Here is a 19,983-nt window from a genome sequence, read left to right as displayed (position 1 = left end):
TTCAGGCCTTCTTGGTCTCCCAGAAGATCTTGTCGATCTGGGCGATGTAGTCCAGCGCCTTCTGGCCGGTCGCCGGGTCGGTCGAACCCTTGGCGGCGGAGAGGGCCTTGAGGGTGTCGTTGACCAGCTGGTGCAGCTCGGGGTACTTCTCGAAGTGCGGCGGCTTGAAGTAGTCGCTCCACAGCACGGACACGTGGTGCTTCGCGAGCTCCGCGCGCTGCTCCTTGATGGTGGTGGCACGCGCCTGGAAGTGCGGGTCGTCGTTGCCGGCCATCTTCTCCTGGATGGCCTTCACCGACTCCGCCTCGATGCGGGCCTGGGCAGGGTCGTACACACCGCAGGGAAGGTCGCAGTGTGCGCTGACCTTGACCTTGGGGGCAAACAGGCGGGAAAGCATGGAGCATTCCTTCCTCGTGATCGTCTTCTCACAGGGGACATTACTCCGTAGGGGAGCGGTTTTCGCGAGTGCCCCCATGGGCTTAGGACAAAAGTCCAGGGTGAGACTGAGACTGGTGGACGAAGAACCGGGGAGGTGCCGGGTGATGCCGGAGCTGTCGCAGGAGTCCGAGCGGGGGAGGTCGGCCGCGCCCTTCGGGGTGGCCGAGGTGACCGGTCCGTCCATGGTGCCCACGCTGTACCACGGGGACCGGCTCCTGGTGCGCTACGGAGTCCGGGTCAAGCCCGGTGACGTGGTCGTGCTGCGGCATCCCTTCCAGCAGGACCTGCTGGTCGTCAAGCGGATCTCCCAGCGGCGCGAGAACGGCTGGTGGGTGCTCGGGGACAACGCGTACGCCGGCGGCGACAGCACCGACTACGGCGTCGTGCCCGACGACCTGGTGCTGGGGCGGGTCCGGTTCCGCTACCGGCCGCGCAAGCCCGGGCCGCGTTCGCCCTGGGCGCTGCTGGGCTGGGCGCTGTCGGCGGCCAGGCCCGTGTGGTCGGGCAGGCCGGGGCGGGCCGCTTCGAGGCGTTTGCGGGCGCGGTAGGCCGCCACGTTGGCGCGGGTCGCGCAGCGGTCCGAGCAGTAGCGCCGGGAGCGGTTGGTGGAGGTGTCCAGGTAGGCGTTGCGGCAGGGCGCGGCCTCGCACAGGCCGAGCCGGTCCACGCCGTACTCGGTCAGGTGGAACGCCAGGCCCATCGCCGCGATCGCCGCGTAGCCCGCTGTCGCGTTGGAGGGGTGGTCCGCCAGGTGCATGTGCCACAGGGGACGGCCGTCGTCGTCGCGGACGTCGTGCCCGGAGATCTGCGGGCTCACCGGGAACTCCAGCAGCAGCGAGTTCAGCAGGTCCACGGCGAGCGTCTCGTCCCCCGTGTCGGCCGCCTCGAAGACCGCGCGCAGCCTTGCCCGGACCGAGCGGAACCGGGTGACGTCCGCGTCGGTGGTGCGGCGGGCCGCCGACTGGTTGTCGACGAACAGGTCGCGGACCGCCTCGACCGACGTCAGGGTGTCCTTGCCCCGGACCGGTTCCTCCGTGTTGACGAGGCGCACGGCGTAGTCCGAGTAATAGGCCAGTTCCACGTATAGTCCTTACGGTGGGCTTGGTCGTCGTGGGTGCGCGCTTGTAACCGCTGGTGGTGCTTCCAGGGTATTACGACGCAGGGGCTGGAGGACGGACCCCGGGACACCCCGCTGTTCGCCCGAAGGAGCACGCCGAGGGGGCGGTACGGAACCCCGTACCGCCCCCTCGGTGTGTGTGACGTCAGAGCACCTTGGACAGGAACGACTGCGTCCGCTCGTGCTGCGGGTTCGTCAGTACCTCGCGCGGGTGACCGGACTCGACCACCACGCCGCCGTCCATGAAGACCAGGCTGTCGCCCACCTCGCGGGCGAAGCCCATCTCGTGGGTGACGACGATCATCGTCATGCCGGACTCGGCGAGGTCGCGCATGACGTCCAGGACGTCACCGACCAGCTCCGGGTCGAGCGCCGAGGTCGGCTCGTCGAACAGCATCAGCTTCGGGTCCATGGCGAGGGCCCGGGCGATGGCGACGCGCTGCTGCTGGCCACCGGAGAGCTGCGAGGGGTAGCTGCCCGCCTTGTCGGCCAGGCCCACCCGGTCCAGGAGCTCCAGGGCGCGCTGCCGGGCCTGGCTCCTGCTCACGCCCTTGACCTGGACCGGTGCCTCCATGACGTTCTCCACGGCCGTCATGTGCGGGAACAGGTTGAAGCGCTGGAACACCATGCCGATGTCCCGCCGCTTGCGGGCGACCTCGCTGTCCTTCAGCTCGTAGAGCCTGTCGCCCTTCTGGCGGTAGCCCACCAGCTCCCCGTCCACGTACAGGCGGCCGGCGTTGATCTTCTCCAGGTGGTTGATGCACCTGAGGAACGTCGACTTGCCGGAGCCGGAGGGGCCGATGAGGCAGAACACCTCGCCGGACTTCACCTCCAGGTCGATGCCCTTGAGGACCTCGAGCGGGCCGAAACTCTTGTGGACGCCTTCGGCTTTGACCATGGCGGTCATGCGGTGCCTCCCGTCGACGCCGAGCGGTTGGACAGGGACAGCACGTTCGCCTTGATCTTCTGGAACGGCGTGGCCGGCAGCGAACGGCTGGAGCCACGCGCGTAGTACCGCTCCAGGTAGTACTGGCCGATGCTGAAGAGCGAGGTCATCAGCAGATACCAGGCCGCCGCCAGGAACAGCATCTCGGCGGGCGCGCCGGAGGTCTGGCCGATGTCCTGGGCCGCGCGGAGCAGCTCGGGATACTGGACGACCGAGACCAGGGAGGTCGTCTTCAGCATGTTGATGACCTCGTTGCCCGTCGGCGGCACGATCACGCGCATCGCCTGCGGGATGACGATCCGGCGCAGGGTCTTGGCGTGGCTCATGCCCAGGGCGTGCGACGCCTCGGTCTGGCCCTCGTCGACCGAGAGCAGACCGGCACGGCAGATCTCCGCCATGTACGCGGCCTCGTTGAGGCCGAGGCCCAGCAGCGCCGTCAGGAACGGGGTCATGAAGTCCGACCACTCGTCCTTGTAGAGCGGCCCGAGGTTGATGTACTCGAAGACCAGGCCCAGGTTGAACCAGACGATCAGCTGCACCAGGACCGGGGTGCCGCGGAAGAACCAGATGTAGAACCACGCGATCGACGAGGTCACCGGGTTCTTCGACAGGCGCATCACGGCGAGCAGGACGCCGCCGACGATGCCGATCACCATGGACAGCACGGTCAGCAGGAGCGTTTTGCCCACGCCGTTCAGGATCCGGTCGTCGAAGAAGTAGTCCGGGATCGCGCCCCAGTTGATCTTGCCCTGGGAGAACGCGTAGACGACCCCGGCCAGCAGGGCGATGGCGACGACGGCGGAGACGTACCGCCCGTAGTGCCGGACCGGGATGGCCTTGATGGCCTGCGGTCCGGCCGGGGGCGTGTCGGACGGCCCCGGCGTCTTGTCGATGTCAACAGTCACGGATGTTGCCTTTCAGTGCCGCTGCGTCGCGTCACTTGCCGCCGTTGATGGTGGCTTCCTTGATGGCGCCGTCCGTGACGCCCCACTTCTTCATGATCTTCTCGTACTCACCGTTCTTGATGAGCGCGTCCAGCGCGGCCTTGAGGGCGTCCCGCAGCTGCGTCTGGTTCTTGGCGACCGCGATGCCGTACGGAGCGGCCTCGACCTGCTCGCCGACCAGCTGGAAGTCGTTGCCGCCACCGGAGGTCTTCACGGCGTACGCGGCGACCGGGAAGTCGGACGAGCCGGCGGCCGCGCCGCCCGCGCGCAGACGCGTCTGGGCCTGCTGGTCGTTGTCGAAGGGCTCGATGGCGATCTTCTTGCCGGACGGGCACTTCTTCGACTCGGCCTTGGCGAGGTCCTCGGAGACCGTGCCGCGCTGCAGCACGATCTTCTTGCCGCACAGGTCGGACCAGGTCTTGATGCCCTGGTCGTCGCCCTTCTTGGTGTAGATCGAGACACCGGCGGTGAAGTAGTCGACGAAGTCGACGCCCTCACCGACCTTCTTGCCGGTGTCGGAGTCGATGCCCTCCTGGCGGTCCTTGGTGTCGGTCATCGCGGACATGGCGATGTCGTACCGCTTGGAGCGCAGACCGGTGATCAGCGTGTCGAAGGTGCCGTTCTCGAACTGGAAGTCGACACCGAGCTGCTTGCCCATGGCGGCGGCGAGGTCCGGGTCTATGCCGACGACCTTGCCGGAGCTGTCCTTGAACTCGACCGGTGCGTACGCGATGTCCGAGCCGACCTTGATGACGCCCTTGTCACGGATCGACTGCGGCAGCTTGTCGGCCAGCGGGGCCGCGGTCGTCGCGGTCTCGCTGGCCGATCCGGTGTCCTTGGTCTGGTCACCGCACCCGGTGAGCATCAGCGCGCCTGCGACCGCGATCGCACCGACCGCTGCTAGCCGGGAGTGCGCGGCGGTCGTACGACGGGTGGAGCTTGCGGTCATGGTGGGTTCCTCCGGCGGATGGGTGGAGTTGCCGATGGGGCTGAGCACTGCCGATGGGTTCGGCAATGCCGTGGACTGCCGGCGGTGCCGGCAGTGCCTGGACTGCCGACGGTGCCGGCAGTGCCGCGGGTCGACGGGAACACACGTCTTCGAGTGTCGCGACCTCGTGTGATTACGGCATCTTGCCATTCGGACTGCGCCATTCTGGGGGCCAGCCATGTCAAAATCGGATAACGGGCGATCCCCGAACCGCACCACTCCGGTACATCACGGCCGGACCTTCTGCGGGAATCTTTCCTTCCGGCGGGAAAATCTTCGGTATGCCCCGGGAATCCGATACGGGGCCCGAAGGATTCGCCGACGCGTGAGCGGTTGCCGAGGGTTTGTCCAGACCTTGTCCTGATTTTGGACGAAGAGTCAGGACGCCCGTGTGTGACCTTCGCGTTATGGACTCGTCGTCGGCGCCGTCCGTCCGGTAAGAAGGGTCTTTACACCCCTCATCCGGGGCTCGGGGCGCGTGTGCGGCGCGCCCATCGCGTATGCGCCCGTACGTATCACGTACACAGCACGACCACGGCCGTACGCGGTCCCGCCCACGCCTCACCAGGAGTGGCCACCCTCAAACCAATGAAGATTTAAGAGGTAAAACGAAGTGGCAGCGGAGATCGTCAATCCTCGCAGCGAGAGCACGACGGACGATACGGACGATGCGGACCGTACGGGCCGGGAGGGCGGTGCGGAGCCCCTCGACTCCTTCGATCCGGCGTTCGCGCTCCACCGCGGCGGCAAGATGGCCGTGCAGGCCACGGTGCCGGTCCGTGACAAGGACGACCTGTCCCTGGCGTACACGCCCGGCGTCGCGAAGGTGTGCAGCGCGATCGCGGAGCAGCCGGAGCTCGTGCACGACTACACGTGGAAGTCGTCGGTCGTGGCCGTCGTGACGGACGGTACGGCCGTGCTGGGGCTCGGTGACATCGGGCCCGAGGCCTCCCTCCCGGTGATGGAGGGCAAGGCGATCCTGTTCAAGCAGTTCGGCGGCGTGGACGCGGTCCCGATCGCGCTGAACTGCACGGACGTCGACGAGATCGTCGAGACTGTGGTGCGGCTCGCGCCCTCGTTCGGCGGGGTCAATCTGGAGGACATCTCGGCGCCGCGGTGCTTCGAGATCGAGCGGAAGCTCCAGGACGCGCTGGACATCCCCGTCTTCCACGACGACCAGCACGGTACGGCCGTGGTGACGCTGGCCGCCCTGCGGAACGCCGCGCGGCTGAGCAAGCGGGCGTTGGGGGATCTGCGGGCCGTCATTTCCGGCGCCGGTGCGGCGGGTGTCGCGATCGCGAAGATGCTGGTCGAGGCCGGGGTCGGGGATGTCGCGGTGGCCGACCGCAAGGGTGTCGTGTCGGCGGACCGGGACGATCTGACGCCGGTGAAGCGGGAGCTGGCCGGGTTCACGAACAAGGCGGGCATCAGCGGGTCGCTGGAGGTGGCGCTGGCCGGGGCCGATGTGTTCATCGGGGTGTCCGGCGGGACGGTGCCGGAGGACGCGGTGGCGTCCATGGCCGACGGGGCGTTCGTTTTCGCCATGGCGAATCCGACTCCTGAGGTGCACCCCGAGGTCGCGCACAGGTACGCGGCCGTGGTGGCCACCGGGCGGTCGGACTTCCCGAACCAGATCAACAACGTGCTGGCGTTTCCGGGGATCTTCGCGGGTGCCTTGCAGGTGCGGGCGTCGCGGATCACGGAGGGGATGAAGCTGGCTGCCGCGGAGGCGCTGGCGGGTGTCGTCGGGGACGACCTCGCGGCCGACTACGTCATCCCGTCGCCGTTCGACGAGCGGGTCGCGCCGGCGGTGACGGCTGCGGTGGCGGCGGCTGCCAGGGCCGAGGGTGTGGCTCGGCGGTGACGTCGTAGCGCGGTGATGTGTGGCCCCGTCCGGGTTTGGGCGGGGTCGTTTCTTTTGGGTGCGGCTGTTTGGTGGGTGGTGTGGGGTGCCTGCGGCGGCCTGCGCGGGTGTGGTGGGGGTGCGCGTAGCGCCTGCGCGGGTGCGGGCCGCCTCAGTCGGCACGGGTGGGCGCAGCGGCACCCACTCCGTGAGCCTGGCAAGAGGGTGTGTCTCACAGGGGCAGGTGGTTCCCCGGGTCCGTTCGGGAACCTATCGTCAAGGTCATGTTCGCTGTCTACGCCGCCCGAATCGACCGCGACCAGCCACTGGCCGGCCTGGAGTTGGGAGAGCGTCCGGCTCCCGAGGTCCGCCCCGGCTGGAGCACCGTCACGGTCAAGGCCGCCTCCCTCAACCATCACGACCTGTGGTCCCTGCGCGGCGTCGGCCTCGCCGAGGACAAGCTGCCGATGATCCTCGGCTGTGACGCCGCCGGCGTCGACGAGGACGGCAACGAGGTCGTCCTGCACTCCGTGATCGGACAGAGCGGGCACGGGGTCGGTCCGAAGGAGCCCCGGTCCATCCTCACCGAGCGCTACCAGGGCACCTTCGCCGAGCAGGTCGCCGTGCCGACCTGGAACATCCTGCCCAAGCCCAAGGAGCTCTCCTTCGAGGAGGCCGCCTGTCTGCCCACGGCGTGGCTGACCGCGTACCGGATGCTGTTCACCAACGCGGGTGTACGGCCCGGCGACTCCGTACTCGTGCAGGGTGCCGGTGGTGGTGTCGCCACGGCCGCCATCGTGCTGGGGAAGGCGGCCGGGCTGCGGGTCTTCGCCACGAGCCGGGACGAGGCCAAGCGGAAGCGGGCCGTGGAGCTGGGGGCCGTGGAGGCCCTGGAGTCGGGGGCGCGGCTGCCGCAGCGGGTCGACGCCGTGATCGAGACCGTCGGAGCCGCCACCTGGTCGCACTCCGTGAAGTCGCTGAAGCCCGGCGGCACGCTGGTGATTTCCGGTGCCACCAGCGGTGACCGGCCCTCGCACGCCGAACTGACGCGGATCTTCTTCCTGGAGCTCAAGGTCGTCGGGTCGACGATGGGGACCAAGGACGAGCTGGAGGATCTGCTCGCGTTCTGCGCCGCCACCGGTGTGCGGCCCGTCATTGATGAGGTGCTGCCCATGGATCGTGCGCGGGAGGGCTTCGAACGGCTGACCTCGGGTGAGCAGTTCGGGAAGGTCGTGCTCATCAATTCGTAGTCCCTGGTGAGTGGTAGGTGCCGACGGCCGGTCCGGGTTCGGGCCGGCCGTTTGGTGTGTCAACTGGGGTTGACGGGTGTGAGGTGTCAACGTAGGTTGACGTCATGACCGAAGCAACGGATCTGGCCGAGCGGGCGGGCAACCGCGATCCACGGGTCGGCCTGCGGGCCGTCGCCGCTCTGCGCAGGCTGCTGGAGCAGTTGGAAGCCGTCCAGGTGCGCAACGCGCGCAATCAGGGCTGGTCGTGGCAGGAGATCGCCGCCGAACTCGGTGTGAGCAGGCAGGCCGTGCACAAGAAGTACGGGAGGCATTGATGTTCGAGCGGTTCACGAAGGACGCCCGGAGCGTGGTCAAGGGGGCGTTCGCGTATGTGGAGGGCGGTGCAGGCGGGCAGGTTGTGGAGCCGGAGCATCTGTTGCTCGCGCTGCTCGATCGGGAGGGCAGTCGTGGTTCCTTCGCGCTCGCCGCTGTGGGGCTCGGTGAGGGGAGGGAGTCCGTGCGGCAGGCGCTGGGGGCGGCACGGCGGCGGGCCGGGCTGTCGCAGGCCGAGGCCGACGCGCTCGCCGGGCTCGGGATCGATGTGGAGGAGATCGTCGCCCGGGTGGAGGAGGTGCACGGGGCGGGCGCCATGGCCGGTGACCGGAAGGACAAGGGGTGGTGGTCGGGGCGGGCCTCCTTCGGGCGCGGCGCCAAGGACGTTCTGGAGCGCTCCTTGCGGGTCGCGCTCGCACAGCGGGACCGGCACATCGGGGACGAGCACATCCTGCTCGCCCTGACCCTGCGCCCCGGCGTGCCGGCCGAGGTCCTCGCCGACCACGGGGTGACGTACGCGTCCCTGGTGCGGGTGCTGTACGGGGGCGGCGAGGCCAAGGCCGGGTGAGGGGCGGGGTCCGGCCGCTTACTTCTTCGGTGTGCGCAACAGGGCTCCTATGTGGGCGGCCGCCGTCGACAAGTGGCGTCGGGCGTCGCGCAGTTGGCCGGGGGTGACGCCGTGGTCGCGGGCCGCGTCGCGGATGTCGTCCCGGAAGCGGTCGAGCAGGCGGTCCAGGTCGCGGGCCGGGTCGCCGGTGGAGTCCGCGGCGTCCTCGTGGGCCCAGGCGGGTTCGTAGGCGGCCGGGAAGTCCTCGGCGGGGTGTGAGGGCATCGGCTGTGCGGCCGGCGTGCCGGTGCCGGTCCAGTCGAAGCCGAAGTCCTTGCCGTAGTCCTTGCCGAACTCGCCGACCTCCTTGGCCAGTTCGCTCAGGCCCTCGCGCAGTCCCGTGGGCCAGTCGCCGCGGGCGAAGTGGTCCTGGACCTGCTCCTGGACCCGGCGGGCGATGCGCTGCACCTGCTCCTGGGCCTGGGCGCGGGCCTGATCCTGAGCCTCCTTCGCCTGGCGGCGGGCGCGCTGGGCGTCCTCGCGGGCGCGGCGGCTCTCGTCCTTGGCGCGGCGGGCCTGTTCCTTCCACTCCTGCCTGGCGCGCCGCATCTCCTCCTTGGCGATGCGCCAGGCGTCCTTGTCGCCGTACTGTCCGAGATCTTCGAAGGGGGTGTCCTCCGTGCCACGGGCCTTGGTGCCCGGCTCCCGGCGGGCCTCGGTCGCGGCGGCGCGCATCTCGCGGCGCAGGTCGCCGGCGGCTCCGCGCACGTCGGCGCGGATCTCCGCCGCCAGTTCCGCGACCGACTCCCGGATCTCCAGTTCCAGATCGGCCAGTTCGCCGCTGCGGTCGGCCAGTTCGGCGCGGCCCGCGTCCGTGATCGAGTACACCTTGCGGCCGCCCTCGGTGGTGTGGGTGACCAGGCCCTCGGCCTCCAGCTTGGCGAGGCGGGGGTAGACCGTGCCCGCCGATGGTGCGTACAGCCCCTGGAAGCGCTCTTCGAGGAGGCGGATCACCTCGTAGCCGTGACGGGGAGCCTCGTCCAGCAGCTTCAGCAGGTAGAGGCGGAGGCGGCCGTGGGCGAAGACGGGGGGCATGTCAGAGCACCTTCTTGTCGATCGTGCTGTCGGCCGGGGCTCCGGTGTCGGCGGCGCCCCGGCCGGAGAGGGAATTGTCTCCCGAGCCGGCCTGCGGGGTGTCCTGTGGGTCGGCCGGTGAGCCGCCGGTGCCGGGCCGGGTGTCCCATGGTTCGTCGGGCTCGTCCTCCCTGGAGGGGCGGCGCAGCAGGGCGATCGAGCCGGAGACCGTCGTCGCTCGCAGCTTGCCCGTGCCCGCGCCCAGACGGCCCGTGATCTTGTGGGCGCCCCACTGGCCGTGCACCCGCAGATCGTCGAACGCGTTGGAGACCGCGCCGCTCGCCGTGTTCGCCTCGACCTCCGCGTCCGCCGGGTCCGGCAGCCGGATCGCGATCTCGCCGGAGACGCTGGTCAGCCGCACGTCCGTGGGGCCGCCGGGGTCGAGGTCGACGATCATGGAGCCGCTGACGGAGTCGGCCCGCACGGAGGAGCCGGAGCCCTCGACCACCGTGAGGTCGCCCGAGACGGAGTTGAACCGGAGGTCGCCGGTCACGTCCTGGGCCTCCACATTCCCGGAGACCGTGTCGGCGCGGACCGGGCCGGAGAGGCCCACGAGGGTGGTGTCGCCCGTGACGCCCTTCACCGCTGCCGGGCCGTCGATCCCGGAGAGCACCGCTGCCGCGCCGACCACGCCCAGCTCCACGCGGGTGGAGGGCGGGACGGCCAGGGAGACGACCGCGCTGCGGCGCCGGCCCTTGCGGTCGAGCCACTTGAGGAAGCCCTTCCAGGGCAGGTCCTCGTAGGCCACCGTGAGGGTGCCGCCCCGCTGGGTCACCACCAGCGGTGGTCCCTGGATCTCGGAGACCTCCAGGCGGGCGGAACCTTCGTCCGTGCCCACCACGTTCACCGTTCCGTCGACGAGACGCACGTGGAGCTCGCTCACAGGCTCGTCGAAGGTGAGTTTCCTGGGCTCCGCGACAGACCACTCGGACATGGACAGACCTCCCGACACGACGCGCCATATCGCGTCTTCTGTCATTCACGATATATCGTGGTCGGGGAAAGTCAAGGCGCTCGTTCCGGGGATGTGGAGGCGTGCGTCGAGGTGTACAAAAGTCCTCATAGAGGGGTGATTCGTCCTAGCGTGTGGCCATGCCGATGGAAGCCGACCGCACCCCTCCCGCCCCTGGGGCGCTGCTGTTGTGCCGGGCGGTGCCCGGGGCCGTCGCCCCCGTCGCCCATCTGCTGCGGGAGCGTATGCAGCTCACCCGGGCGGGTGACGAGTGGTGCGTGCTCGTACCCGAGGGCGGGCCGTGGCGGGAGGACACCGGCGAGCCCGTCGACCGCGTGGTCACCGGCTGGGCCACGGCCCTCGCCGTCGGCGCGCCCTGGCCGGTTCTCGGCCTGTGGTGGGACGCCGACCACGCGGGCTTCACGCTCGCGTCCGGCTTCCGCCGCCCGGTCGGATTCGTCTGGCTCGCGAACGGGGTCCCGGTGGGGGAGGAGGAGGCGATGCGCACCTTCGCCGCGCGCGTGGGCCTCGACCCCGTCCTGGACCCCCAGGCCCTGGACCAGCTGACGAAGCCCGACTCCGCCGCCGACGCCCGCACCCGCATGCGCGGCCTGCTGGCGGTCCTCGCGCGCGTGGGCGTCACCCTGCCCCCGGCACTCGCCCCCGGCGAGCCCGCCGACCGCCTCCGGGAAGCCGCCGCGCTCCAGCCGGACAGCCTCCCGGTCGAATGGCCGGGCCGATGCGAGGCGCTCGCGGAGCGCGACACCGCCGGCCACGGCAGCCGCCTCGGCCCCTGGCTGCCCTGGACCGGCGGCCCCGGGGCCCGCGCCCTGGCCCTCGCCCAGGTGGCGGCGGGCGTACCGCTCACGGCCCGGGGCCTGCGGCGGCGCGACGGCGGCTTGATCGCGGCGGGGGTCCTGTTCCTCGCCCACGGCTTGCTGAGCCTGGCCTACGGCCTCACCCACCCCCTCGACTGACCGTCCGGGGACGTCCTATTCCTCGTCCTCGTCGTCCAGTCGCGCCAGCCACGTGGCCAGCCGCTCCACCGGCACCTCGAAGTCGGGGTTGAGATCGACGAACGTCCGCAGCTGCTCGGCGAGCCACTCGAAGGTGACCTCCTCCTCGCCGCGCCGCTTTTCCAGCTCCTCGATGCCGCGGTCGGTGAAATACAACTCGTGCTCCTGATCCGGACGGGGCAAGCCCTTCTGCCAACCCCTCCAGGGTAGGCCGTGCGGCCTTGCGGGACCCTGGCCGGGAACGGATGGGGTCACGGGCAGCCGACCTGGGTATGACTCTCGTCTGGTGCACGTGGGCGCCGGCCGTGCTCGATCGGTCGGCGGGGGACTCGACGGGGGACGAGATGAGCCACATCCAGGATGTCCAGCTGCCGGACGGCACGGTGATCACCGCGCGGATCGGCGAGGGCGAGGCGTACGACGACCAGGAAGACGTCGGTTTCACCGAGGCCGCCCTCGCGAAGGTGGAACAGCTCCAGGATTTGATCAAAGGTGTGGGCACCTCCGTCCTCGACGCCGCCAAGGCGGCCCGCCCCAGTGAGGCCGCCATCACCTTCGGTGTGGAGCTGACGGCCAAGGAGGGCGTGGCGTTCGCCGTGCTCGCCAGGGGTGAGACCAAGGCATCCCTGCAGGTGACGCTCACCTGGCAACTCGGCGGCGGACCCGCGCAGGAGCCCGGCCCGGCATGACCGAACGCAGCGACCGCCTGTACGAGCTCGCCCGGGCGGCCACCGTTCACCTGCTGGCCGTCGGGGACGACGACAGACCTCTGTGGGGGAGCGGCTTCTTCGTCGCGCCGGGATGGGTGCTGACCGCCGCCCATGTACTGCGTCCGCACCTCGCGGCGGACACCTCGGTCACCTTCCGCGTACGCGGCCAGGGCATCGACGCACAGGCCCACCTGGAGCAGTGGTTGCTCACCGAGCCGCGCCGGCCCACCGTCCCGGCGGAGGAGGACCTGGCACTGGTGCGGCTGGCGGGGGATCCCGCACAGCACCCGCACGAGTGCGTGTGGATCCCCGACCGGGCCGTGCGCCACTGTGGCGCGCTCAAGGCGTGCGGGTACTACCCGGGGCCGCCGGACACCCACTTCCGGATCGTGGACGCCGAGATCAACGGCCATGAGGACGCCTACGGGCTGATCATCAAGCCCGACATCGACTTCCCCAGCGGAATGTCCGGCGGTCCGCTGGTCGATCCCGTCAGCGGAGCCGTCGTCGGCCTGATCAAATCGCGCCGGAGGCAGCAGGACGGCGGCAAGGCGGTGGCGATCTCGGCGCTGCGCCGTTTCGGGGCGACGTACCGAGCGGTCATGGCCGCCCACGACCGTTGGCACGGCGACGAACCGCTGTCCCCGACCGGGGACAATTGGATCGACCTGCAGGACGCCCCGGCGGCGGACAGCGGCGAGTACTGGACGCCGGCCGATCGCCGCGAGGCCCTCCGGCTGCTCGCCGAACTGCCCACGCCGCCCGACGCGCCCACCGTCGAACTGCTGGCGAAGAAGGCACGGAGCAACAACCTGTGGCCGGACACCACACTCGAGCTACTGACCTGGCGCGACGGTGCCGGACTGCTCTACGAAGGGGGCCGGCCGCTCGAGGCGCTCACCTTCCTGCGCTTCCTGATGTGCGTCGAGAAGTACACCCGCACCAGGGGCGGCGACTGTGACGCGCTCAGCCGGTGGATCGAAAAGCGGCTGCGCAAGGAGCCCCGCAGGGCCATGCACGATTTCGTCCGGGAGGTCAGCCTGCCGGACGCGCTGCTTCCGGCCCCCGACGACAAGGCGGAGCGGATGGTGATCCCTTACCCCGGCCCGGGCGAGGGCCCCACCGTGGCGGTCCTGCTCGACCCGGTGATCGGCGCTCAGTCCCCCCGGTTCTTCTGGCAGGTCTGGTGCGACGACGGCGAGGGCGAGCCCCTGCTGTACGAGGCCGATGGCTCCGTCCACGGATTCCGGCCCGAGGACCTGGTCCAGGCCCTGCGGGAGCCCCTGGGCAGGCTGCTGAGGGCCAAGGACCACGCCGACCGGCCCGTGCCGCTCGAAGTGGCCCTGCCCTCCGAGTACTTCGACATGGCCGTGCACCGCTGGCGGTTCGACGACATAGCGGAACTGGACGACACGGGGCACCTCGGGGCGCGCCGCCGTGTGGTCCTGCGCGCCCTCGAGCGCCGGGGAGATCCGGACAAGCTCTGGGCCGACCGCTGGCAGAGCATGACCGGCCTGCGGCGTTTCAGCAGCTGGCGCACGCTCGTGGAGGAAGCCGTGCCCGGCTCTCGCGGCTACCGCAACGCCGAGGCGCACCGCATCCCCGTCATGTGCCGCCCCGCCGGACGCGACCCCGGGCGCACCGCCATGCGGCTCGCCCTGGACAACGGCCACGGTGTCGCGCTCTGGCACATCGACGGACACGCCTCGCGGACCTGTCCCGAGACGTGCGACACGCTCTACGCCAAGGCGGAGGAACTGCTCGGCACCGTCGGATCCCTCGCCGAACTTCCCGACCGTCTGCGACACGTGCGCCAGGAGATCAGCGAGCACCGGGTCGAGCGCCCCTGGGCCGAACCTCTCGCACTGCTGTACGACGATCCGCGCCGCCCGCTGCCTCCCGAGGACGCGGAACCCCTGGACGCGCCGCTGTGAGCGACGTGTGGCACGTACGCGACGCGTGGGCCGAGCGTCCGGAAACGCCAGTGGGGCAGGCCCGTTGTGGGTACATTTTCAGGGGCCCGTTGTGGGTGCACACAACGCCCCCGTCGGCCAGGGCGTGGACGACCACCGACCGTCGACGAGGAGCACATCATGAGCGAGTGGTTCGTCTACCGCGGCACCGGGCAACCGGATCCGGGCGGCATCGACCGGCTGCCCGACCCGCCGGCGTGGCGGAGGTTCGACGCCCCGGTCGTGCCGTACGACGTACCGGGGCCAGACTCCTCCACCCGCCGCAGGCTGGGCGAGGACGCCGCCCCGCTGCCCATCCAGGACTCCGGCACCCTCGAACTCGTCAACGCCGCTCTTTACCTGCGGCGACCGCTCCTGGTCACCGGCGAACCGGGCGTGGGCAAGTCGACCCTCGCACACGCCATCGCCTACGAACTCGAGCTGGGCCGGGTCCTGGAATGGCCGATCGTCAGCCGTAGCGAACTGCGCGACGGGCTCTACACCTACGACGCCATCGGCCGTCTCCAGGACTCCCAGCTGCCCGGCGACGACTCGTCCCGGGACATCGGCCGGTACATCAAGCTCGGCCCGCTCGGTACCGCGCTGCTCGCCGCCGACCGGCCTCGCGTGCTGCTCATCGACGAGCTGGACAAGAGCGACATCGATCTGCCCAACGACCTGCTGAACGTTCTGGAGGAGGGCAGGTTCGCCCTCCCCGAGCTGGAGCGGATCGCCGACCACACCCCCGTCGTCCACGTCCTCACCGACGACGGCCGCCGAGTCCCGGTGACGGGCGGACAGGTCCGCTGCCGGGCCTTCCCCTTCGTCCTCATGACCAGCAACGGGGAGCGCGAGTTCCCCGCACCGCTGCTGCGCCGCTGCATCACGCTCGACCTCAAGGCTCCGCGCGACGAACGCCTGGCCGCCCTGGTCCAGGCGCACTTCGGACAGGGTTCCTACGACGACAACCGCGACCTGGTCGACCGCTTCACGCAGGCCGAGGCGGACGGTGCCCTGCGCCCCACCGACCAGCTGCTCAACGCGATCTTCCTCGCTCAGCACGCGGCCCGGGGCGAGGTCCACCGGCGCGGGGAGATCTCGGACCTGCTGATGCAGCCCCTGGACCGGGGGCCGCGCTAGCCGATGACCGACCAGGCCCCCCGCACCCCGCCCGGCGACGTGACCTCCACGCTCACGGCGCTGGTCGCGCGCATGCGGGACGCGGGTATCGGGCCGGGCGTGGAGGAACTCGCGGACGCCCTGTGGCTGGCCCGCTGGCTCCCGGACCCGGCGGAGACGGCCCTCCCGTCCGCCGCGGACGCGGCCCGCACGGACCTCCCGCCGGCTGACGGCGACGCCGGCCCGCCCGTGCCGCCCCCTCGCCCACCGGTCACGGACGGCGAACCGCAGTCGCCCGACGGGGCCCGGCTGTTCGCCCCCGGGGCAGGCGCCGCCGACGGCGCGGCTCCCATGGAGCCCATCCGCGTCCCGACCGCACCCGCCCTGCCCGAACCCCTGGCCCTGCAAAGGGGGTTACGGCCTCTCCAGAGGTACCGGGCGCCCGTCCGCCCCGTACCGCGCGTTCTGGACGAACATGCCACCGCCCACCGGGCCGCCGAGTCCCGGTTCATCCTGCCGGTCCTGCGCACCGACCGGCGACGCGAGGCGCGGCTCATGCTCCTGATGGACGTCTCCACCTCGACCGTGGTGTGGCAGCAGGCGCTCGACGAACTGCGCCAGGTCTGCGTACGCGCCGGTGCCTTCCGCGAGGTGCGAGTGCGGTACCTGCACGAGACTGCGGGCGGACTGCCCGGTTGGGCCACCATCCCGGAACCTGCCGGTCCGCTGCACGCCCCGGAACAGCTGAGCGATCCGACGGGGCGCTGCGTGACTCTGGTTCTCAGCGACTGCGCCGGACCCATGTGGCGCTCCGGCCGTATGCAGCGGCTGCTGCACCGGTGGGCCGCTGCGGCGCCCGTGGCCGTCGTGCAGCCGCTCCCGCAGCGGATGTGGCTGCGTACCCACCTGCCCGCCCGGCGCGGTCTGCTCCACCGGTGCGAAGGACCCGCGGGCGCACTGGAGTTCCGGCCCGACCGGGGACGGGCCGAGCATGCCGCGCTGCCCGTGCCCGTGCTCGCTCCGCGCCGGGAGTCGGTGGAGGGCTGGGCACGTCTGGTGTCCGGCGCCACCGAGCAGTCGCTGGCGACGGCGGCGGGGTGGGTGCGCCGCGATCACCCGGCGTCCGGGGCGGCGGTCAGGGCCTCCGAGGAACTGACCGGCCTGGACCGTGTCCGTGCGTTCTGGCGCCCGGCCTCCTCGGAGGCCCGCCGACTCGCCGTGTACCTGTCCGCGGTGCCCCTCTACCTGCCGGTCATGCAGCTCGTCCAGCACGCCATGCTCTCGGGAAGCGGGCCTGACGTGCTCTCCGAGGTGCTGCTCAGTGGCCTGCTCAAACGCCGGGAGGACCCGGACGACCCGTGGGCGGTGTGCTACGAGTTCCTGCCCGGAGTCGCCTCGGAGCTGCGATCGCGGCTCGCGGTGGACGACGCCGACCTGCTGCTCAAGCACTGCTCCGATTACGTGGAGCGCAGGTTCGGGCGCGACGTGCGGAACTTCCCCGCCCTGGCCGGGGCGTTCCTGCGCGGCTCGGTGACCCCTGGTGAGGACCTCACGACGGCACTCGCCTCGGACCAGAGCGAACCCGTCGGGCTGCGGGCGTTCGCCGAGGTGTCGGCGGCGGTGCTGCGGGACCTCGGCAAGCGCATGCCGGCCGTGCCGGTACGGGCGGAGCTGAGTGTGCGAGAACTGCTGGCACGGGGCCGGGAGGCCCTCGAGCGCTTCGGGCAGGAGGGCTTGACCAGGGAACTCGATGCCGCAGTCGGATATCTGCGGCAGGCGCTGGAGGCCGCAGGGACCGAGCCGGAGCGGGCCGTGGCCGCTGTGAGGCTGGCCGACGCGCTGTGGTCCCGTTGGCAGGTGCGAGGCGTCGGGGAGGACCTCCGGGAGGCCTGGCAGACGATCGGCGACGTCGAGGACCTCAGCGCCTGGGGACGGGTGGTGCGGGGGCGGGTCTGCCTCGCCCAGGCCATGGAGCTGGTCAAGCGGGACATCGGGTTCGACGGCATCCCCGACGGCCTCAGGCAGTGGGCCGGCGCGGCCGCGCTCGACGAGCACCGGGCGGAGGACTTCGCCCGTGCCGTGCTGCTGTACCTGGCCGACCGGGACTTCACCTCCGCACTGCACGACCCGGACACGACGGCCGAGCACCGGCACGGCACCGCGCTCGCACTGGCCTACCTCCGTCGCGTCGTCGCCGACTCGGGAGCGGACGCGGCCGGACCGGACGGCCCTTACCCGGCATCCGGCCCCGAGGAGTGGTACGTCACCCATCTGCACCGGGCCGTCGAGGCCGCCGACGTGGCCCTGGAGTCCTCCCAGGACGAACAGGCATACGCGGCCAGGGGCCGGCTGTGGCTCGACCTGGCGCGCCAGTACGCGGGGCACGGCCGTACCTCCGCCGCCGCGCCGGACGAGCGACGCGCGGCCGAGGCCGCCCTACGCGCCACCGACGACTTCCTTGCCGCGGTCCGTGACGAGACCGCCCTCCCGGACACCGAGCGCTGCACGCTCTGGCTGGACATGGCGAGCGCCATCGAGATCCACCAGCCGCCGCGCGACGACGGCCGGGAACGCCGCTCGCTGATGTACGCGGTGGAAGCGGCCCTGGAAGCCGCCGGTGACGACAGGACCCTGAGGTTCGCCTGCCATGCGCGGGCCGCGCGCATCCACCGCGTCCGCTACGACCGCTCTGGCGACCAGCTGCAACTGGACCGGGCCATCGACGCCTGGTCGGAGGCCGAACCACTGCTGGACGAGGACGACCCGCGGCGGCCCGACGTGCTGTCCGACTTCGGGCGGGCCCTGCTCGAACGGGCGAGCACCGCGGGCATGCCCGGCGACATCACCCGGGCCATCGACCTCATGCGCCGGGCGGTCGACGCGTCCTTCCCGGACGATCCCCGCCTGCCGCTGCGCAGGCAGCATCTGGGCACCGCCCACTTCCTGCGCTTCGGGCTTCAGGAGGTGCTGTCCGACCTGTACGAGGCGGAGTGGCTGTTCGGTGAGGCGGCCCGGGGATCCGACGACCCCGGTTTCCTCGGGCAGTGCTGGCTCAACCGCGGGACCGCCCAGGAGTTCCTGCACAGCCGCACGGGCGTGCTCGCGCGGCTGCACCAAGCGGCCGACTGCTTCTCCCAGGCTGCCGACCACGCCCGGGAGGCGGGTGACGACGAGACCCGCTCCGTCGCCCTGCAGTCCCGGGGACAGGTCCACGAGCGGCTCGGACGGACGGGCCCGGCCCTGGCCGACTACCGTCGCGCTCTGCCCCTCACGCAGGACTCCGCCCGCCGTGAGCACCTCCGCTCCCGCATCGCCCGCTTGGAATCCGAAACGGCGGACGAGTGACCGCGCCCGTCGACGACGCCCACATACCCCTGCCCGACGTCCCCCGACCGGACCACACCGACCACCCGGTATTCGCGGCGATCCTCGCCGAGCTCCGTGCCCGGGAAGGGGAGCCAGTGGTCGTCGCCCAGTACGAGGACGCCCCATGACGGCGCACCACCCGCCGTGGCCGCATGTCCTGCTCGACACCTCCGCCCACCGGGCCACACCCTTCCGGCAGTTCGTGCTGAAGCTCCACAGCCGCTGCAACCTCGACTGCACCTACTGCTACCTCTACCGGGGCCAGGACGCCGGCTGGCGCGACCGCCCGCCGCGCGTGCCCGAGGACACCATGCGGCACGCCGCCGCCCGCATCGCCGAGCACGTCCGCGCGCACGCTCTCGACGGGATCCGTGTCGAGTTGCACGGTGGTGAGCCCCTCCTCACCGGCCCGGGCCCCGCCCTGGTCTACACCCGGGCCGTCCGCGAGGCAGTGCCGAACGGATGCCGGGTCACCGCCACCCTGCAGACCAATGGCACCCGGCTCACGGCCCCGGCGCTCGACGTGCTCGCCGAGGCCGGCATCCGGGTCGGTCTCAGCCTCGACGGCGGCCGCGCCGCCCACAACGCCCGCCGCGTCGACCGCGCCGGCCGCCCCGCCTGGCCCGCGGCCCGGGCGGCCGCCCGCGCGCTCGCCGCGCGCCCTGCCTGCTATGCGGGCATCCTGTGCACCATCGACCTGGACGCCGACCCGCTGGACGTCTACCGGTCGCTGCTGGAGCTGGACCCGCCGGCGGTGGACTTCCTCCTGCCACACGCCAACTGGGGCCACCCGCCCCCGGGGGTCTTCCCGCAGCGCCCCGGACGCCACCGCCCGCACCCCGCCCCCTACGGTGACTGGCTGGCCACCGTCTTCGACGCCTGGTGGGACGAGCGGCGACTGCGCACCCGCGTCCGGCTCTTCCAGGAGATCGCCGCCCTGCTGCTCGGCGCGCCCAGCAGGGCCGAGGCCGTGGGACTGTCGCCGATGGCCGCCGTCGTGGTCGAGACGGACGGCGCGATCGAGCAGGTCGACTCCCTGAAGTCGGCCTACGCGGGCGCGGCGGAGACCGGGCTGGACGTCTTCCGGAACTCCTTCGACGAAGCCCTGCGCCACCCCGGCGTCGCCGCCCGCCAGTTGGGCGAACGAGCCCTGGCCGCGGAGTGCCGGGGCTGCCCCGTCGGGAGGGTGTGCGGAGGCGGCAACTACGTGCACCGGTACGCGCCCGGCACAGGCTTTTGCCACCCCAGCGTCTACTGCGCTGACCTGGAACGGCTTGTCCGGCACATCGCCCGACGACTCGCACGGACCGCACGGGACACGGCTCCAGATAACTGATCACTCGTCAACT

General features: G+C 71.2%; 19 protein-coding genes and 1 pseudogene. 12 read left to right on the top strand and 8 right to left on the bottom strand.

Features of this window, described 5'->3' with window-relative positions; translation table 11 throughout:
• Nucleotide 1: 1 nt before the first annotated feature.
• The gene (sodN, locus tag ACFZDA_RS31995; RefSeq protein ID WP_010040396.1) at nucleotides 2-397 is read right to left on the bottom strand and encodes a superoxide dismutase, Ni; all 396 of its coding nucleotides are present in this window, start codon (nucleotides 395-397) and stop codon (nucleotides 2-4) included.
• Between sodN and sodX the strand changes: the two are divergent.
• Nucleotides 285-794: pseudogene (gene sodX, locus ACFZDA_RS31990) on the top strand (nickel-type superoxide dismutase maturation protease); the annotation flags it as partial. The gene sodN and the pseudogene sodX overlap by 113 nt on opposite strands.
• A gap of 65 nt (nucleotides 795-859) precedes the next feature.
• Here the strand turns inward: sodX and ACFZDA_RS31985 are convergent.
• From ACFZDA_RS31985 to ACFZDA_RS31970, 4 genes are all read right to left on the bottom strand, one after another.
• The gene (locus tag ACFZDA_RS31985; RefSeq protein WP_391088453.1) at nucleotides 860-1,519 is read right to left on the bottom strand and encodes an ABATE domain-containing protein; all 660 of its coding nucleotides are present in this window, start codon (nucleotides 1,517-1,519) and stop codon (nucleotides 860-862) included.
• Between the two features lie 181 nt (nucleotides 1,520-1,700).
• Complete coding sequence (locus ACFZDA_RS31980) at nucleotides 1,701-2,462, bottom strand: ATP-binding cassette domain-containing protein (RefSeq protein ID WP_391088451.1); 762 nt, start codon at nucleotides 2,460-2,462, stop codon at nucleotides 1,701-1,703.
• Nucleotides 2,459-3,406, bottom strand: coding sequence for an ABC transporter permease subunit (locus ACFZDA_RS31975; RefSeq protein ID WP_391088449.1), 948 nt, complete (start codon nucleotides 3,404-3,406; stop codon nucleotides 2,459-2,461). The genes ACFZDA_RS31980 and ACFZDA_RS31975 overlap by 4 nt, the downstream gene beginning before the upstream one ends.
• A 31-nt stretch (nucleotides 3,407-3,437) precedes the next feature.
• Nucleotides 3,438-4,394, bottom strand: a complete 957-nt coding sequence (locus ACFZDA_RS31970) for a transporter substrate-binding domain-containing protein (RefSeq protein ID WP_391088448.1) — start codon at nucleotides 4,392-4,394, stop codon at nucleotides 3,438-3,440.
• A 652-nt stretch (nucleotides 4,395-5,046) separates the two neighbouring features.
• On the opposite strand from ACFZDA_RS31970, the gene ACFZDA_RS31965 reads away from it, so the two are divergent.
• The 4 genes from ACFZDA_RS31965 (at nucleotide 5,047) to ACFZDA_RS31950 (ending at nucleotide 8,406) form a co-directional block, all read left to right on the top strand.
• Nucleotides 5,047-6,297 (top strand): malic enzyme-like NAD(P)-binding protein, encoded by a 1,251-nt coding sequence (locus ACFZDA_RS31965; protein ID WP_391088447.1) that lies wholly within the window; start codon nucleotides 5,047-5,049, stop codon nucleotides 6,295-6,297.
• A 263-nt stretch (nucleotides 6,298-6,560) separates the two neighbouring features.
• Nucleotides 6,561-7,526 carry a zinc-binding dehydrogenase gene (locus ACFZDA_RS31960; RefSeq protein WP_391088445.1) on the top strand — a complete coding sequence of 322 codons (966 nt, stop codon included), beginning with the start codon at nucleotides 6,561-6,563 and terminating at the stop codon, nucleotides 7,524-7,526.
• A gap of 104 nt (nucleotides 7,527-7,630) precedes the next feature.
• A complete protein-coding gene (locus ACFZDA_RS31955) occupies nucleotides 7,631-7,840 on the top strand; it encodes an HTH domain-containing protein (RefSeq protein ID WP_391088443.1) in 210 nt (69 codons plus the stop codon).
• The gene (locus ACFZDA_RS31950) at nucleotides 7,840-8,406 is read left to right on the top strand and encodes a Clp protease N-terminal domain-containing protein (protein WP_391088441.1); all 567 of its coding nucleotides are present in this window, start codon (nucleotides 7,840-7,842) and stop codon (nucleotides 8,404-8,406) included. The genes ACFZDA_RS31955 and ACFZDA_RS31950 overlap by 1 nt, the downstream gene beginning before the upstream one ends.
• Nucleotides 8,407-8,424: 18 nt before the next feature.
• Here ACFZDA_RS31950 and ACFZDA_RS31945 read toward each other — a convergent pair whose 3' ends face one another.
• Both ACFZDA_RS31945 and ACFZDA_RS31940 read right to left on the bottom strand, forming a co-directional pair.
• Complete coding sequence (locus ACFZDA_RS31945) at nucleotides 8,425-9,480, bottom strand: helix-turn-helix transcriptional regulator (RefSeq protein ID WP_391088439.1); 1,056 nt, start codon at nucleotides 9,478-9,480, stop codon at nucleotides 8,425-8,427.
• Between the two features lies 1 nt (nucleotide 9,481).
• Nucleotides 9,482-10,453 (bottom strand): DUF4097 domain-containing protein, encoded by a 972-nt coding sequence (locus ACFZDA_RS31940; protein WP_391088438.1) that lies wholly within the window; start codon nucleotides 10,451-10,453, stop codon nucleotides 9,482-9,484.
• A 158-nt stretch (nucleotides 10,454-10,611) separates the two neighbouring features.
• Here ACFZDA_RS31940 and ACFZDA_RS31935 point away from each other — a divergent pair, with 158 nt between their 5' ends.
• Nucleotides 10,612-11,448, top strand: coding sequence for a hypothetical protein (locus ACFZDA_RS31935; RefSeq protein ID WP_391088437.1), 837 nt, complete (start codon nucleotides 10,612-10,614; stop codon nucleotides 11,446-11,448).
• Nucleotides 11,449-11,463: 15 nt separating this feature from the next.
• On the opposite strand, the gene ACFZDA_RS31930 is transcribed toward ACFZDA_RS31935, so the two are convergent.
• Nucleotides 11,464-11,643 (bottom strand): DUF6104 family protein, encoded by a 180-nt coding sequence (locus ACFZDA_RS31930; RefSeq protein WP_023586593.1) that lies wholly within the window; start codon nucleotides 11,641-11,643, stop codon nucleotides 11,464-11,466.
• A gap of 188 nt (nucleotides 11,644-11,831) precedes the next feature.
• On the opposite strand from ACFZDA_RS31930, the gene ACFZDA_RS31925 reads away from it, so the two are divergent.
• The 6 genes from ACFZDA_RS31925 (at nucleotide 11,832) to ACFZDA_RS31900 (ending at nucleotide 19,970) form a co-directional block, all read left to right on the top strand.
• Nucleotides 11,832-12,176, top strand: a complete 345-nt coding sequence (locus ACFZDA_RS31925; RefSeq protein ID WP_391088435.1) for a CU044_2847 family protein — start codon at nucleotides 11,832-11,834, stop codon at nucleotides 12,174-12,176.
• Nucleotides 12,173-14,131, top strand: a complete 1,959-nt coding sequence (locus ACFZDA_RS31920) for a trypsin-like peptidase domain-containing protein (protein WP_391088433.1) — start codon at nucleotides 12,173-12,175, stop codon at nucleotides 14,129-14,131. The genes ACFZDA_RS31925 and ACFZDA_RS31920 overlap by 4 nt, the downstream gene beginning before the upstream one ends.
• A gap of 159 nt (nucleotides 14,132-14,290) precedes the next feature.
• The gene (locus tag ACFZDA_RS31915) at nucleotides 14,291-15,289 is read left to right on the top strand and encodes an AAA family ATPase (protein ID WP_391088431.1); all 999 of its coding nucleotides are present in this window, start codon (nucleotides 14,291-14,293) and stop codon (nucleotides 15,287-15,289) included.
• Between the two features lie 3 nt (nucleotides 15,290-15,292).
• Entirely contained in the window at nucleotides 15,293-18,613 is a 3,321-nt protein-coding gene (locus ACFZDA_RS31910) for an SAV_2336 N-terminal domain-related protein (RefSeq protein ID WP_391088429.1), read from the top strand.
• Nucleotides 18,610-18,762: a hypothetical protein gene (locus ACFZDA_RS31905; RefSeq protein WP_391088426.1), complete on the top strand. Its 153-nt coding sequence runs from the start codon at nucleotides 18,610-18,612 to the stop codon at nucleotides 18,760-18,762. The genes ACFZDA_RS31910 and ACFZDA_RS31905 overlap by 4 nt, the downstream gene beginning before the upstream one ends.
• Nucleotides 18,759-19,970 (top strand): FxsB family cyclophane-forming radical SAM/SPASM peptide maturase, encoded by a 1,212-nt coding sequence (locus ACFZDA_RS31900; RefSeq protein WP_391088425.1) that lies wholly within the window; start codon nucleotides 18,759-18,761, stop codon nucleotides 19,968-19,970. Before ACFZDA_RS31905 ends, ACFZDA_RS31900 begins: the two co-directional genes overlap by 4 nt.
• The last annotated feature ends 13 nt before the right edge of the window (nucleotides 19,971-19,983 follow it).

It is taken from the genome of Streptomyces sp. NPDC007991 (genome assembly GCF_042958445.1).
Lineage (GTDB): Bacteria > Actinomycetota > Actinomycetes > Streptomycetales > Streptomycetaceae > Streptomyces.
Note: the sequence above shows the minus strand (reverse complement) of the source record. Positions and strands in the feature narration are given on the sequence as shown.

Bases quoted from the DNA above. Each gene is read 5' to 3' on its own strand.
- ACFZDA_RS31960 (WP_391088445.1), top strand. From the start codon at position 6,561: ATGTTCGCTGTCTACGCCGCCCGAATCGACCGCGACCAGCCACTGGCC.
- ACFZDA_RS31950 (WP_391088441.1), top strand. From the start codon at position 7,840: ATGTTCGAGCGGTTCACGAAGGACGCCCGGAGCGTGGTCAAGGGGGCG.
- ACFZDA_RS31940 (WP_391088438.1), bottom strand. From the start codon at position 10,453: ATGTCCGAGTGGTCTGTCGCGGAGCCCAGGAAACTCACCTTCGACGAG.
- ACFZDA_RS31970 (WP_391088448.1), bottom strand. From the start codon at position 4,394: ATGACCGCAAGCTCCACCCGTCGTACGACCGCCGCGCACTCCCGGCTA.
- ACFZDA_RS31945 (WP_391088439.1), bottom strand. From the start codon at position 9,480: ATGCCCCCCGTCTTCGCCCACGGCCGCCTCCGCCTCTACCTGCTGAAG.
- ACFZDA_RS31915 (WP_391088431.1), top strand. From the start codon at position 14,291: ATGAGCGAGTGGTTCGTCTACCGCGGCACCGGGCAACCGGATCCGGGC.
- ACFZDA_RS31980 (WP_391088451.1), bottom strand. From the start codon at position 2,462: ATGACCGCCATGGTCAAAGCCGAAGGCGTCCACAAGAGTTTCGGCCCG.
- sodN (WP_010040396.1), bottom strand. From the start codon at position 397: ATGCTTTCCCGCCTGTTTGCCCCCAAGGTCAAGGTCAGCGCACACTGC.
- ACFZDA_RS31910 (WP_391088429.1), top strand. From the start codon at position 15,293: ATGACCGACCAGGCCCCCCGCACCCCGCCCGGCGACGTGACCTCCACG.
- ACFZDA_RS31925 (WP_391088435.1), top strand. From the start codon at position 11,832: ATGAGCCACATCCAGGATGTCCAGCTGCCGGACGGCACGGTGATCACC.
- ACFZDA_RS31955 (WP_391088443.1), top strand. From the start codon at position 7,631: ATGACCGAAGCAACGGATCTGGCCGAGCGGGCGGGCAACCGCGATCCA.
- ACFZDA_RS31920 (WP_391088433.1), top strand. From the start codon at position 12,173: ATGACCGAACGCAGCGACCGCCTGTACGAGCTCGCCCGGGCGGCCACC.
- ACFZDA_RS31935 (WP_391088437.1), top strand. From the start codon at position 10,612: ATGCCGATGGAAGCCGACCGCACCCCTCCCGCCCCTGGGGCGCTGCTG.
- ACFZDA_RS31900 (WP_391088425.1), top strand. From the start codon at position 18,759: ATGACGGCGCACCACCCGCCGTGGCCGCATGTCCTGCTCGACACCTCC.